The organism is Ideonella sp. BN130291 (genome assembly GCF_036231905.1).
Lineage (GTDB): Bacteria > Pseudomonadota > Gammaproteobacteria > Burkholderiales > Burkholderiaceae_C > CAMLIZ01.
Genome location: NZ_JAZARE010000002.1, coordinates 643,853 through 658,198, shown reverse-complemented (window position 1 = coordinate 658,198; position 14,346 = coordinate 643,853). Strand labels below are relative to the sequence as shown.

Sequence of the window (14,346 nt, the reverse complement as noted above, 5' to 3'; positions counted from 1 at the left end):
GAACCGGAGGTGCCTCTGGCGTCGGACCAGGCGCGCTACTACACGCGGCGAGGGTTGCCAGGATCAGTACCGGGCAGGCGGCAACGGTGGTGCGCATGGTGCCTAACGTTCGACATGAGCGGCAGCCGAAGGCTGTCCGCTCGATGGAGGGGTTAGACGCAGCGGTTGAGCACCATGGAGCGATGGTGGCTTACCACGCCAACCGTCGATGAACTCGGGACCAAAACCGTTGCGCCTCATGGCCGACGAGTTTGCCGCCTCAGCGGACTGCGAGACAAGCCAGCATTCGAGGGAGCAGCGACTTCTTGCCAGACAACGCCAGGTTGCTGCGCGCTCGGGACGCTGCGCGAGGACGAATGCAGTGCACAAGTGGTGAGCCGGCCGCCAGCGGACGGATGGCCCGTGCGGGCCTGGCCTCGAACTCTTGCTCGACCGACCGGGGATGAGCAAGCGCAACAGACCTTGCGTGAAGTGCTATTTGCTCGGGCATGGACCGAAAGCTCGCAACGCCAACATGAACAACCTCGACATGGCCCGGTGCTCGAAGGCGGAGGCGTCTAACGTTCGACATGAGCGGCAGTTGGCGGCTTGCCGACAACTGTCCGCTCGATGGAGGGGTTAGGTGCCGGCTTCATTGCGCCACCTCGGTACCCCAACCGTCATACTCCCCACCTTCCGTTTCGCATAGCGCGGATAGCTGTGCACGCAACTGCAGTAGTTCATCCACCCTTGGAACCATAGCTCGCTTTGCAAGGGTGAGCCAATCGCTATTGCCGCTTGCGGAAGGCTTGACCTCCACCATGAAGCCTTGAGCTTCGAGCTTTGCAGCAACGCGCCGCGCAGCCGCCTCACCTGGCAAGTACAGGAAGAACTCGATGTTGTGTGGTTTGTCCAGATTCGACCCAGCTTGCCGGAGCTGAGACAAAACAGCTCCATCCGGAGCCGGCGCACTACGCGCATTGCGGAGAAGGAGGAAAGCTCCTACTGCAAGGACCAAGACGGCCACGAACACTGCGAGCACTTTGGACGACACGAGGCACCTAACGTTCGACATGAGCGGCATGACCCGGCTTGCCGGGGCATGTCCGCTCGATGGAGTGGTTAGGCGTCTCACTCACGGTGAGCCTTACCCTTATGCAAGTGCGCTTCGCAGCGCACTTTGAAGCTCGGGCGATACGCCAACCCATTCGGTTTGATCTGAGAAGTACAGCTCTTCGTCGCAACTGCTTTGGAGTGTGGCCGCCATGTGTTGCAACAACTCCTCGGGCTTCCACCGAGACGGCTCATAGGCCGACAGCGCACGTTTCACCCGATCCCAGCGTAGACCGTTTGCCTCGCGATAGATGTATTCGTAGCCGACTGGCTCGTCGCACCGTGGACAGACAAGCAGCGCTCCGGACGGCTCGAGGATGACTTTCGCGATGGCACGCTGCCGCATGAGACGCCTAACGTTCGACATGAGCGGCATGACCCGGCTTGCCGGGGCATGTCCGCTCGATGGAGGGGTTAGGTTCTGCTATTCGCACGACAGGCCGTACTGACGCATGAAGGCGGCGGCTTGTTCAAGCGGCTCCTTAGAGAGTAGTGCGCAGGCAGTGAAGTTTCCGACAGTCCTTTTGTTCACCGTGTCGATGTACGTCCAATCGACGACCTGTGCACGACGGAAGATGATGCGCTCACCCAGTTTGTACTTCTTCACCAGACGCGGCTCATTGTTCAGAGTTCCTGTAAACACTTCGCCCTCGCCACTAAAGGCGTTGACCCAGAAGTACTCCGTATTCCGACCGTCGGATATAGCGACTTTCAACGCGTAGCTCGATGTGCCTTCTTTCGGCTTCGCCGCGAGCTCAAGGAATGTGGGCAGCGTCTCCGCGGCTCGCGCAAACGCCTTCCGCATGGCCGGTTCTTCTTGACTCATGTCGATCACTTCATCCTTCGTTGCCTTGTCAGAGATGCTCTGCGCAAGAGCACCGGACGCAATCACGGCGAGCGCGACGGCAAGGAAAGCTTTGTGATGTGACACGGCGACGTATTTCTGCGGGACTGTGAACGGGAGGAACCTAACGTTCGACATGAGCGGCGGCTTCCGGCTTGCCGGAAGACGTCCGCTCGATGGAAGGGTTAGGCCGCACCTGAACTGCGCCTGAATGAACACCTACAAGGATGTGGTGAAGACCAGCTTCAGACTTAGGCAGATAGGTGGTCGACGCGGCGTCGTCGTTGAACATAAGAACCTTGTATGTTGACTCAGGCCCGTGCGCTCTTAGCTTTCTAAGTGCAGATCGCTTCTTAACTTGGAAGAAGGACGGTGCGACATTGAATGCCTCCCCTACGAGCGTCGTATTCCTAGAGGTGGCTCGAATGTCGAAGCCGTTCTTGTTCTCGTTTCCAAACTCCACGGTGTACGAAGAAAAGGGGAAGTGCTCTTCCTTAAGAAGGCCAGCAACGCCTCGAAGAATTACGAGGTCGGACATGATGCGGTTCGCTGCTTCAAAGAGAGAAACCCCGGGATATGGGCCGCCTACCAGCTTGTCCCTCTTTAAGGCCGTGAATAGAGCTACGCCTCTCATGCCATGGATCGATTCGCCTATTGCAGCGAGGCTCTCGATGAATTCATTAGCAATCTCATCGACATTCGCTTGGGTGAGCACTCTTTCGATTTGCTTCATCTTGCGCGCACGTGCGGCCTAACGTTCGACATGAGCGGCAGCCGAAGGCTGTCCGCTCGATGGAGTGGTTGGGCGCCGAAGCGACCCGGCCGCCGACAACCAACGACGCGCCAGTGTGCAGCAATGCGGCAAAGCCAGACAACCCTGAACCGATGGGTGGCCGCCCGCTGCCCCGAGGACACGGAAACGACCCGTGCCGAAGCGAGGACGACAACTGCCCCGCGCTACGCGGCGGAAACCGCTGCTGCTTTTTACGCAACGGACCGACGAGCACCAAGGAACAACCTCACTGACAAACCCGTCGCCCGCTGGCCGCCGCAGGACGGACAGCCCATCTTGGCGTTGCCTTCTTCGCGCACACCCACCCTCACCCACGAGGTGCCCAACGTTCGACATGAGCGGCAGGCGCCGGCTTGCCGGCGACTGTCCGCTCGATGGAGGTGTTAGGCGCCACGGTGTGACGCCCTTAGCTGAGCTGCGACTGCCGCTGCGCCGCTCTGCTCTATGAGTGCCGCGTCAACTGCGCTGGATACTGTGCAACCGGGCGACAAAGCGAGCGTGAACCAAACTTGCTTGTCGCTCCATGGGCTGATTAAGTATCCGTCGCGCACTAGGGCGAGACTAAATTCCATGGTTCTTCGCGCCTCGGAGTGCTGCTCAGTGGAAAGTGCCTTCTTAAGTGCGGGAAGCGCTGGAGTTAAACCAAGACGAAGTACCCAGTCGGCTGCTTTGATTCGGACCTTTGAGCTTCGATCTCCGAGACTCTTGGTTATGACATCAAGTGAAGTTGCTTGGGGCGTTTTCTCTGACAGGCAGAGGATCGCGTTGAATCGCTCCGTGGCCTTTTGACTATTGGAGAGATCAACAAGCAGGTCTATCGCTTGTGGGTCAAACGCCAAGGCATCGGCGAGGACGTAGCTGGCTGTCTCATATAGCAGCGTGCGACTGCTGGACAGCGCCGCTCTAAGGGACGCCAACGCAGAGGAAGAGAGGGGGCAACCCACTGCATTGCTTGACACGGCATCGAGCATGGGGGCTACAAGATCCGGCCACTGCGCCGACAACGCATGAACGCCGCGACGCTGAATGTGCTCAGGGAGTGTCATGGCGCCTAACGTTCGACATGAGCGGCATGACCCGGCTTGCCGGGGCATGTCCGCTCGATGGAGAGGTTAGGTGCCGGCCTCACGCGAGCGCTCCCTGCACGACTGCCGGACCGAAGACAAACGACGCGCTCTGGATAAGCCCTTGCTCGACCAAGTAGATGCAGACGAGCTCAATGTTGCCTGGGCCTTCTGGGAACGTCCGCGTTACGTCCTCGTGGTCGATGACCACACTGCCCATGACCGCACGCTTGATGAGCTTGGCATGCAAATTCAGCTCGGTGAAGCGAGGGGCGGTGCGAGCCCGGATCTCAGCGCGACCGGAGGCGAGCAACTTCCCGGGATGCTCGTATTGCTTTGCGTCCGGCGCGTAGGTTGCGAGCCAGGCGTCAAGGTCTTTGGCGTTGTAGGCGTCGAGCTGACGTTGAACGACGACCTCAGGGGAAGACCAGCTTGGCATCGGAATGCTCGGAGTAACGAGGCTCGGATCGTAGCGCCGACCTGAGGCACCTAACGTTCGACATGAGCGGCAGCCGAAGGCAGTCCGCTCGATGGAGGGGTTAGGAGACCCGTTGGACGGACGCTCCATACGAATTACCTCAATGTTCACAGCGGGATCGCCGCGCACAAGCGCCACGCGCTCAACCGGGCGGAACCCGTACCGCCGATAGAGCGGAGCGGAGTTTCGTGTGGCAACGACCAAAAGTTGACCAACGAACCCCTGGCTTGCTTTGGAAAGGCCTCGCTCGAACAACGCGCGACCGAAGCCGCGCCCGGAGTGCACGGGATCAACGAAGAGCAAGGTGACCTCACCAGGGATTGCGCCAACAAAGCCGACTACTTGCCCGGCGATGCAGGCTACCTCAATCTCGCCGCTGGAAAGGCCGGATTGATAGATGTCTGGCGAGCGCCCGAAGAACCAAGCACTGAGCTCAATTTCCGAATACGCGTGGCGACATAACTGGAACACAGAAGCCTTGTGTAACGCATACATCGCCTCGGCATCGGCTCCAACAGCCTGGCGGAACTTGATGCTCTCGGGTGGCACTGGTCTCCTAACGTGTTGTAGACGCCGCTGTCCATAGACAGCGACATCCCAGACTAGTGTCCATTCCTGTGTCCCCTTTCCCCGCCGGAGTTCGCTAAGTCATTGTCAGCGAATATCAGACGCCGGCGAACTCCCCCGTTAGTGGGACAGCGAAAGTGGACAGTGGGGTGTTTGCAAAGTGGACGGTGTCCAGGAAGTTGTGGCCCTGGCGGTTGGATCGCGGCCTCCGTGGCGTGGCTTGCGCGGCCAACCTGCTCCACTGCTGCGGGCCGCGCAGATGCCAAAAAAAGGGCCTGACGCGAGTCAGGCCCTTGTTCATTGGTGCCGGTGAAGAGAGTCGAACTCCCGACCTTCGCATTACGAATGCGCTGCTCTACCAACTGAGCTACACCGGCATTGCCACGCTGGCGTGGCAAAACCGGCATTCTAGCAGCGGATTTGCGCGCCCTGAGCGCCTGCCCGGTGGCGCCGCCCGGCGCCCGCGTGGGCACCCGCTTGCGGATAAGCTCGCCGGTCCGCCTTGTCTGCAACCTGCATCGTCCGCATGAAATTCGCCTTCCTTGCCTCCGCCCTTGCCGCGCTCGCCGGCTGCGCCACGCCAGCGCCGGTGTCCGTTCCCGACGAGGCCCTGAACCCGGATGTCACCCCACAGACCCTGGAGCGGACGATCTGCGTTCCGGCCTATGCCAACCAGGCGCAGGCATCGGCGACGTGGCGAGAAGCGCTGAAGCTGCAGATGATGCAGCGCAGCGGCATCGAGGCCACCATGTCGCCCTATTACGAACTGGACCAGGTGGTGCCGGTGGAGCTGGGCGGCCACCCTACGCACACGGTGAACCTGAAGCTTCAGGAGATGGAGGGTGAGTACGGCGCCAAGCGCAAGAACGTGCTCGAACGGCGGCTGCGCCTGATGGTGTGCGACGGCAAGATCGGCCTGCGGGAGGCGCAGGCGGAGATCTACAAGGACTGGCAGGGCGCGTACCGCCGCTACGTCAACCCGTAACGGCGGCAGACCTGCCGTTCAGGCGGCCTGGGCCGGCTGGGAGGCGGCTTCCGCCCCGGTGTCGCGGTGGTAGTCGGTGACCCGCTGCACCTCGTTCTTGGAGCCCAGGATCACGCTCACGCGTTCGTGCAGCTTGCCCGGCTGCAGATCCATGATGCGGTCGTGCCCGTTGGTGGCCATGCCCCCGGCCTGTTCCACCAAAAAGGCCATCGGGTTGGCCTCGTACATCAGGCGCAGCTTGCCGGCCTTTTCAGGCTCGCGCTTGTCCCACGGGTACATGAAGATGCCGCCGCGGCAGAGGATGCGGTGCACGTCGGCCACCATGCTGGCGATCCAGCGCATGTTGAAGTCCTTGCCGCGCGGGCCGTCCTTGCCCGCCAGGCATTCCTCGATGTAGCGCTTCACCGGCGGCGCCCAGTGGCGCAGGTTGCTCATGTTGACCGCAAATTCCTTGGTGTCCGCCGGAATCTGCACGTTCTCTTCGGTCAGCACGAAGCTGCCGGTCTCGCGGTCCAGCGTGAACATCGCCACGCCATCGCCCACCGTGAGCACCAGCGTGGTCTGCGGGCCGTAGATGCAGTAGCCGGCGGCGGCCTGGAAGCGGCCCGGCTGCAGGAAATCCTGCTCGCTCACGCCGTGGTGGTGGCCCACCTTGCGCAGCACGCTGAAGATCGTGCCGATGCTCACGTTGACGTCGATGTTGCTGGAGCCGTCGAGCGGGTCGAACAGCAGCAGGTATTCGCCCTGCGGATAGCGGTTGGGCACCAGGTGGATGGTGTCCATCTCCTCGCTGGCCATGGCGGCGAGGTGGCCGCCCCATTCGTTGGCCTCGATCAGCACCTCGTTGCTGATGACGTCCAGCTTCTTCTGCACCTCGCCCTGCACGTTCTCGGTGTCGGCGCTGCCCATCACGTCGCCCAGCGCGCCCTTGTTCACCGAGATGGCGATGCGCTTGCAGGCGCGTGCCACCACCTCGATCAGCAGGCGCAGCTGGCTGGGGATGCGGCCGTGCTCGCGCTGCTGCTCGACCAGGTACTGGGTGAGGGAAATGCGTTTCACGGGCGGCATGTCAGTCCTCCAGTGCGCGTGAGACGATCTCGCGCACGTCGTTGCTCAGGTCGGGCTTGGCGGCGACGCGGCTGATGGCCTCGCGCGCCGCGCTGCGATACGGCTCCGCCAGCTTCTTCCAGCGGTCCATCACACGCGCCAGCCGTGAGGCCACCTGCGGGTTGATGGCATCCAGCTCCAGCACACGGTCGGCCCAGAACACGTAGCCGGCCGCATCGGCGCGGTGGAAGCCGGCCGGGTTGTACATCGTGAAGCTGAAGATCAGGCTGCGCGCGCGGTTCGGGTTCTTCATCGAGAAGTCGGGGTGCTGCATCAGCGCCTTCACCCGCTGCAGGCTGCGCCCTGCGCCCTGTCGGCCCACCGGCTCCGGTGTGCGGGCCTGCAGCGCGAACCACTTGTCGATCACCAGGTCCTCGCCCTTGAAGATGGCGTGGAAGCGTTCCAGCGCCGGCTGGGTCAGTTCATGTCCGGCGTCCAGCAGTGCGCTGAGCGCGCCCATGCGGTCGGTCATGTTGCCGGCGTCCTTGAAGCGCTGGTAGGCCTTGCCCGGCCACACCGAGTCGCCGCGCGCCTGGGCGTCCAGGCACAGCATGGCGAGCGCCAGGTTGGCCAGCGCGCGCCGGCCGGACGACACCGGGTCGGGCGAATAACCGCCAATCGTCTGGTGCTCGTCCCAGGCCCACACCCAGTCGTCGCGCAGGGCTTGCGCCAGCTGCAGCTTCATCGACTCGCGCGCCGCGTGGATGCGCTGCGGGTCCACTTCCTCCAGCTGCTCGGCGATGTAGGTTTCGCTGGGCAGGGTGAGCACCAGCTCCTTGAAGGCCGGGTCCAGCGTGGGGTGGCGCAGCGCGCCACGCATCGCGTCGATGAAGGCCGGGTCGGCGTCCGGCGTGGAGTCGGTGCGCACCGCGGCCAGCAGGCGGTTCAGCGCGAGGCGCTGGCCGGCCTCCCAGCGGTTGAACGGGTCGGCATCGTGCTTCAGCAGCACCAGCAGTTCAGCATCGCCCAGCCCGTCCACCAGGTTCACCGGCGCGGAGAAGCCGCGCAGCAGCGAGGGCACGGGCTCCGCGTCCACGTTGACGAAGGTGTAGTAGGCGTGTTTTTCGTCCAGCACCAGCACGCGCTCGTTGCCCACGGGCGCGGCTTCGCCTTCCAACTGCAGGGCGATCGCCCGCCCGTCGTGGCCCACCAGGCCCATGGCCACCGGGATGACGAACGGCTGCTTCACCGGCTGGCCGGGCGACGGGTCGCTCTGCTGTTCCAGCCCCAAGGTGTAGGTGCGGCTGGGGGCGTCGTAGCGGCCACGCGCCACCAGGCGCGGGGTGCCGGCCTGGGCATACCAGCGCTTGAACGCGTCCAGCTTCTCGGCCAGCGCGCTGCCCGGGTTGGCATCCGCCACCGCCTGCGCGAAGTCGTCACAGGTGACGGCCTGGCCGTCGTGGCGCTCGAAGTACAGCGTCATGCCGCGTTCGAAGCCGGCGCGGCCCACCAGCGTCTGCATCATGCGCACGACTTCGGCGCCTTTTTCGTAGACGGTGGCGGTGTAGAAGTTGTTGATCTCCACGTAGCTGTCCGGGCGCACCGGGTGCGCCATCGGGCCCGCATCCTCCGGGAACTGCATCTGGCGCAGGCCGCGCACATCCTCGATGCGCTTGACCGCCCGGGCCGACGCGCTGCCGGCCATGTCCATGCTGAATTCCTGGTCGCGGAAGACGGTGAGGCCTTCCTTCAGGCTCAGCTGGAACCAGTCGCGGCAGGTGATTCGGTTGCCGGTCCAGTTGTGGAAGTACTCGTGGCCCACCACGCTCTCGATGCCCGAGTAGTCGGCGTCGGTGGCGGTGGCCGGGTTCGCCAGAACGTACTTCGTGTTGAAGATGTTCAGGCCCTTGTTCTCCATGGCGCCCATGTTGAAGTCGCCCACCGCGACGATCATGAAGCGCTCCAGGTCCAGCGGCAGCTTGAAGCGGGCCTCGTCCCACACCACCGAGGCGATCAGCGAGTTCATCGCGTGTTCGGTCTTGTCCAGGTCGCCGCGGCGCACGTACACCTCCAGCAGGTGCTCCTTGCCGGCACGGGTGCGGATCTTCTGCTGCCGCGCCACCAGGTCGGCTCCCACCAAGGCGAACAGGTAGCTGGGCTTGGGGAAGGGGTCGTGCCACTTGGCGAAGTGGCGGCCGTTGTCCAAGTCGCCCTGGTCCACCAGGTTGCCGTTGGACAGCAGCACCGGGTACTTCTTCTTGTCCGCCTTCAGCGTGACGGTGTAGACGGCCATCACGTCCGGCCGGTCCAGGAAGTAGGTGATGCGGCGGAAGCCCTCGGCTTCGCACTGCGTGAAGAAATTGCCGCAGCTGGTGTACAGGCCGCTCAGCTGCGTGTTCTTCTCCGGCGCGCAGGTGTTGCGGATCTCCAGCGTGAACGTGCCCTCGGGCAGGCTGTCGATCACCAGGCAGCCGTCTTCATGGCGGAAGCTCACGCTCTCGCCGTTGGCCAGCACGCGCAGCAGGTTCAGCTCCTCGCCATGCAGCTTCAGGGGCTGGGGCGCGACCGCGCTGTTGCGCTCCACCTGCATGCGGCTGGCGACGATGGTCTTGGCCGGGTCCAGGTCGAACGTCAGGTCGACGGTCTTGATCCAGTAGGCCGGCGCGACATAGTCCTCGCGGCGGATCAGGGTGGCAGGTCCTTCACGCATCATGGTGTTGTCTCTCTGGTGTTATGGGGTGAGGGCGGAAAGGTCGAGCGCGGTGAAGTCGGGGATCGCCGCGATCAGGTTGTCGAATGATTCGAAGTCAGTGGCGGCCAGCGAGGTGGTGAGCGCCACCGCCTTCATGCCGGCGCGGCGGGCCGCTTCCACACCCAGCGGCGCATCCTCGAACACCACGCAGGCGGCCGCAGGCACGCCAAGGCGGCGCGCGGCCTCCAGGAAGATGTCGGGGTGCGGCTTGCCGCGCAGGCCATCGGCCGGGCTGACGATGGTGTCCACCTGCTGGTCAAGGCCGAAGCGCGCGTTGGCCACGGCGATGTTCTCCAGCGGTGCGGCGGTGCAGATGGCGAGCTTCAGCCCGCGTCCGCGCGCTGCGCTGCGCACGCGCTCGAACCCGGCGATGAGTTCCAGCGACCGCGCCGCAATGTCGCGATACAGGCGCTCCTTCTCGTCGCCCAGCGCCTTCAGTTCCTGCTCGCTGGCGCCGGGCAGCATGTCGGCCAGGATCTCGGCGTTGGTGCGCCCGGCGGTGCGGGCGAAGAAGCTGTCTTCGTCGAAGGGCAGCCCGCGCCGGGCATGCCACTGCGCCCACGCGCTGCCATGGTGCGGCATGCTGTCGATCAGCGTGCCGTCGAGGTCGAACAGCAGGGCCTGCACCGCCATCACAGGCCTTGTTTCAGGCTGGCCGTGATGAAGGCGTCGAGGTCGCCGTCCAGCACCTTCTGGGTGTTGGAGATCTCGACGTTGGTGCGCAGGTCCTTGATGCGGCTCTGGTCCAGCACGTAGCTGCGGATCTGGTGGCCCCAGCCGACGTCGGTCTTGGAGTCTTCCAGCTTCTGCTGTTCGGCCATCTGCTTGCGCATCTCGTGCTCATAGAGCCGGGAGCGGAGCATTTGCCATGCCTCGTCGCGGTTGCGGTGCTGGGAGCGGTCGTTCTGGCACTGCACCACGATGCCGGTCGGGATGTGCGTGAGGCGCACCGCCGAGTCGGTCTTGTTGATGTGCTGGCCGCCCGCGCCGGACGCGCGGAAGGTGTCGGTGCGCACGTCGGCCGGGTTGATCTCGATCTCGATCGAGTCGTCCACTTCCGGGTAGACGAACAGCGATGCGAACGAGGTGTGGCGCCCGCCGGAGGAGTCGAACGGGCTCTTGCGCACCAGGCGGTGCACGCCGGTTTCGCTGCGCAGCAGGCCGAAGGCATAGTCGCCTTCCACCTTGATCGTGGCCGAGCGAATGCCGGCCACGTCGCCCTCGGTCTCTTCCATCACCTCGGTCTTGAAGCCCTTGCGCTCGCAGTACTTGAGGTACTGGCGCAGCAGCATGCTGGCCCAGTCGCAGGCTTCGGTGCCGCCGGCGCCGGCCTGGATGTCGATGAAGCAGTTGCTCGGGTCGGCCGGGTTGCTGAACATGCGGCGGAACTCGAGCTCCTCCACGATGCTGTTCAGCTTGGCCGCCTCTGCTTCGATGGCCATCAGGCCGTCGATGTCGCCGTCGGCCTTGCTCATGTCGTAGAGCTCGGTGTTGTCGGCCAGGTTGCTCTGCAGGTGGTCGATGGTCTGGACCACGGTTTCGAGCGACTTCTTCTCGCGGCCCAGCTCCTGGGCGCGCTTGGGCTCGTTCCAGACGCTGGGGTTCTCCAGCGCCGCGTTCACTTCGTTCAGCCGCAGTGCCTTGCGGTCGTAGTCAAAGATACCCCCTTAGCGCGTCGGTACGCGCTGTCAGATCGGCGAGGGCGGTTCCGATCGCGTTGATGCGTTCGATGTCCATGTGTGTCTTGGGGTCAGAATCCCGGGGAAGCCGCGGATTTTCTCATGTCCCATCCTTCCCCCTTGCGCCTGCTGCTCGTCGACGACCATCCCCTGGTGCGTGACGGGCTGCGCGCCCGGCTGGGCGCCGTGCCCGGCTTCGAGGTGGTGGGCGAGGCGGGTGGGGCGGACGAGGCGGTGGCCCAGGCGGCGGCCTGCCGGCCCGGCATCGTGCTGATGGACGTGGGCATGAAGCAGGTGAACGGCATCACCCTCACCGAGCAGCTGCTGCAGCGCCAGCCCGAGCTGAAGGTGCTGATGCTCAGCATGTACGACAACCCGGAATACGTGCAGCGCGCCTTGTTGGCCGGTGCCCGGGGTTACGTGCTCAAGGACGCGCCCGCCAGCGAGATCGTCGCCGCCATCGAGGCGGTGGCTGCCGGGGGCACCTTCCTGAGCCCGGCGGTGTCGCGCCGGCTCTTCCGCGGGCAGGCGCCCAAGCCGGTGCTGTCCGCACGCGAAAGCGAGATCCTGTCCGCCCTGGGGAAGGGGCTGTCCAGCAAGCAGATCGCCCGTGAGCTCGACCTGAGCGTGCGCACGGTGGAGGCCCACCGCCAGAACATCAAGCGCAAGCTGGAGCTCGAGGGCCAGGCGGAGCTGATCAAGTACGCGGTGGAACACGCGCGCGAACACGGCGGCTGAGCCGCTTCCCCCCGGACGGCGGCCACGCCCGCGCCCCGCGCAGTGCGGGTTATCCATTAAGTGAAGCCGCGTGCCGCAGCACGCACTGCGACGGATGCGGCGGCGGCGCCGGTTGCGCAGACTTCCGGGCAGATCCGGCGGCATGCACGCCGGGCGCCAGCTTCGCAGGAGACACCGTCATGGACATCGTTCGCCGCCACTTGCCGTGGCTCATCGTCGCCATCCTCGGCGCTTTCGGCCTAGCCACCGTGGCGCTCAGCCGCGGCGAAGCGGTCAGCGCCTTGTGGATCGTGGTGGCCGCCGTGTGCGTCTACCTCATCGCCTACCGCTACTACAGCCTGTTCCTCGCGCAGAAGGTGCTCGGCCTGGACGCCAGGCGCCTCACGCCGGCCTGGGCCCACAACGACGGGCTGGACTACGTGCCCACCAACAAGTACGTGCTCTACGGCCATCATTTCGCGGCCATCGCGGGCGCTGGGCCGCTGGTGGGGCCGGTGCTGGCGGCGCAGATGGGCTACCTGCCCGGGCTGCTGTGGATCCTGGCGGGCGTGGTGTTCGCAGGTGCCGTGCAGGACTTCATCGTGCTGTTCATCTCCACCCGGCGCGACGGCCGCTCGCTGGGCGACCTGGTCAAGCAGGAAATGGGCGCGGTGCCGGGCGTGATCGCACTCTTCGGCGCCTTCATGATCATGATCATCATCCTGGCCGTGCTGGCGCTCATCGTTGTGAAGGCGCTGGCCGGCTCGCCCTGGGGCACCTTCACGGTGGCGGCCACCATCCCGGTGGCGCTGTTCATGGGGGTCTACCTGCGCTACATCCGCCCCGGCCGCATCGGCGAGGTGTCGGTCATCGGCTTCGTGCTGCTGATGCTGGCCATCGTGGGCGGGCAGGCGGTGCATGAGAGCCCGGCGTGGGCGCCGCTGTTCACCTTCGACGGCAAGGCGCTCACCTGGATGCTGATCGGCTACGGCTTCGTGGCTTCGGTGCTGCCAGTGTGGCTGTTGCTGGCGCCGCGCGACTACCTCTCCACCTTCCTGAAGATCGGCACCATCCTCGCGCTGGCAGTCGGCATCCTGATCGTCGCGCCCAACCTGGAGATGCCGGCGATCACCAAGTTTGCGCAAGGCAACGGCCCGGTGTGGTCGGGCAACCTGTTCCCCTTCCTCTTCATCACCATCGCCTGCGGCGCGGTGTCGGGCTTCCATGCGCTCATCTCCTCCGGCACCACGCCCAAGATGCTGGAGAACGAAACCCACGCCCGCTTCATCGGCTACGGCGGCATGCTGGCCGAGAGCTTCGTGGCGGTGATGGCGCTGGTGGCGGCCTCCGTCATCCAGCCGGGCGTGTACTTCGCGATGAACGCACCGGCCGCGCTGGTGGGCAGCACGCCGGAGGCGGTGGCGCACACGCTCTCCACCTGGGGCTTCGTGGTCACGCCCGAGGTGCTGATCCAGACCGCCAAGGACGTGGGCGAGAACACCATCCTCGCGCGTGCCGGCGGCGCGCCCACGCTGGCCGTGGGCATGGCGCACATCCTGCACCAGGTGATCGGTGGCAAGGCGATGATGGCCTTCTGGTACCACTTCGCCATCCTGTTCGAGGCGCTGTTCATCCTGACCGCGGTGGACGCCGGCACGCGCGCCGGCCGTTTCATGCTGCAGGACCTGCTGGGCACCTTCGTGCCCGCGCTCAAGCGCACGGAATCCTTGCCCGCCAACCTGATCGCCACCGGCCTGTGCGTGGCCTTCTGGGGCTACTTCCTCTACCAGGGTGTGGTCGATCCGCTGGGGGGCATCAACACCTTGTGGCCGCTGTTCGGCATCTCCAACCAGATGCTGGCCGCGGTGGCGCTGATGCTGGGCACGGTGGTGCTGTTCCGCATGAAACGCGAGCGTTATGCCTGGACCACGATGTTGCCGGCCGCCTGGCTGCTGGTGTGCACGCTCACCGCCGGCTGGCAGAAGATCTTCTCGCCGGATGCCAAGGTCGGCTTCCTGGCGCATGCCACCAAGTACGCCGATGCGCTGGCGCAGGGCCAACTGCTGGCGCCGGCCAAGACACCCGAGGCCATGAGCCGCGTGATCTTCAACGATCGGCTGGACGCGGCGTTGTGCGCCCTGTTCATGCTGGTCGTGGTGAGCGTGCTGGTCTATGCGGTGCGCGCGGTGCTGTCGGCGCGCAGCGCCCAGCGCCCCACGGCCAACGAGACGCCCTTCGCGCCGCTGCCGGAGGGCGCGCGGTGAAGCCGGCCCGGCTCACCGCCCAGGTGGGCCAGGCCGGCCGCTATGTGGCGCAGTCGCTGCGCCT

Annotated in this window: 12 protein-coding genes and 1 tRNA gene; 3 read left to right on the top strand and 10 right to left on the bottom strand. The window is 64.9% G+C overall.

The window, feature by feature from the left end:
- Positions 1-631: 631 nt before the first annotated feature.
- The 6 genes from VPH43_RS06430 to VPH43_RS06410 all read right to left on the bottom strand — a co-directional run bounded on the left by VPH43_RS06430 (position 632) and on the right by VPH43_RS06410 (position 5,215).
- Positions 632-1,033: a ribonuclease E inhibitor RraB gene (locus VPH43_RS06430; RefSeq protein ID WP_328576825.1), complete on the bottom strand. Its 402-nt coding sequence runs from the start codon at positions 1,031-1,033 to the stop codon at positions 632-634.
- Positions 1,034-1,516: 483 nt separating this feature from the next.
- Complete coding sequence (locus tag VPH43_RS06425) at positions 1,517-2,023, bottom strand: YegJ family protein (RefSeq protein ID WP_328576824.1); 507 nt, start codon at positions 2,021-2,023, stop codon at positions 1,517-1,519.
- 37 nt (positions 2,024-2,060) lie between these two features.
- The gene (locus VPH43_RS06420; RefSeq protein WP_328576823.1) at positions 2,061-2,669 is read right to left on the bottom strand and encodes a hypothetical protein; all 609 of its coding nucleotides are present in this window, start codon (positions 2,667-2,669) and stop codon (positions 2,061-2,063) included.
- Between the two features lie 443 nt (positions 2,670-3,112).
- Positions 3,113-3,700, bottom strand: a complete 588-nt coding sequence (locus VPH43_RS24625; protein ID WP_442909226.1) for a HEAT repeat domain-containing protein — start codon at positions 3,698-3,700, stop codon at positions 3,113-3,115.
- A gap of 154 nt (positions 3,701-3,854) precedes the next feature.
- Positions 3,855-4,820, bottom strand: a complete 966-nt coding sequence (locus VPH43_RS06415) for a GNAT family N-acetyltransferase (RefSeq protein ID WP_328576822.1) — start codon at positions 4,818-4,820, stop codon at positions 3,855-3,857.
- A gap of 319 nt (positions 4,821-5,139) precedes the next feature.
- A tRNA-Thr gene (locus VPH43_RS06410) sits at positions 5,140-5,215 on the bottom strand.
- Positions 5,216-5,364: 149 nt separating this feature from the next.
- On the opposite strand from VPH43_RS06410, the gene VPH43_RS06405 reads away from it, so the two are divergent.
- Complete coding sequence (locus tag VPH43_RS06405; protein WP_328576821.1) at positions 5,365-5,823, top strand: hypothetical protein; 459 nt, start codon at positions 5,365-5,367, stop codon at positions 5,821-5,823.
- 18 nt (positions 5,824-5,841) lie between these two features.
- Here VPH43_RS06405 and VPH43_RS06400 read toward each other — a convergent pair whose 3' ends face one another.
- From VPH43_RS06400 to prfB, 4 genes are all read right to left on the bottom strand, one after another.
- Positions 5,842-6,882: a class 1 fructose-bisphosphatase gene (locus VPH43_RS06400; protein WP_442909218.1), complete on the bottom strand. Its 1,041-nt coding sequence runs from the start codon at positions 6,880-6,882 to the stop codon at positions 5,842-5,844.
- A 10-nt stretch (positions 6,883-6,892) separates the two neighbouring features.
- Positions 6,893-9,580 carry an aminopeptidase N gene (gene pepN, locus VPH43_RS06395; RefSeq protein WP_328576819.1) on the bottom strand — a complete coding sequence of 896 codons (2,688 nt, stop codon included), beginning with the start codon at positions 9,578-9,580 and terminating at the stop codon, positions 6,893-6,895.
- A gap of 21 nt (positions 9,581-9,601) precedes the next feature.
- Positions 9,602-10,255, bottom strand: a complete 654-nt coding sequence (locus tag VPH43_RS06390; protein WP_328576818.1) for an HAD family hydrolase — start codon at positions 10,253-10,255, stop codon at positions 9,602-9,604.
- Positions 10,255-11,359 (bottom strand): peptide chain release factor 2 gene (gene prfB, locus VPH43_RS06385; protein WP_328576817.1). Its coding sequence is split into 2 segments (ribosomal slippage): positions 10,255-11,277 and positions 11,279-11,359, totalling 1,104 coding nucleotides; the frame shifts between segments, so codons are not numbered across the junction. Before prfB ends, VPH43_RS06390 begins: the two co-directional genes overlap by 1 nt.
- 44 nt (positions 11,360-11,403) lie before the next feature.
- Here prfB and VPH43_RS06380 point away from each other — a divergent pair.
- Positions 11,404-12,039 (top strand): response regulator transcription factor, encoded by a 636-nt coding sequence (locus VPH43_RS06380; RefSeq protein WP_328576816.1) that lies wholly within the window; start codon positions 11,404-11,406, stop codon positions 12,037-12,039.
- Between the two features lie 179 nt (positions 12,040-12,218).
- The gene (locus VPH43_RS06375; RefSeq protein ID WP_328576815.1) at positions 12,219-14,282 is read left to right on the top strand and encodes a carbon starvation CstA family protein; all 2,064 of its coding nucleotides are present in this window, start codon (positions 12,219-12,221) and stop codon (positions 14,280-14,282) included.
- Positions 14,283-14,346: the final 64 nt, after the last annotated feature.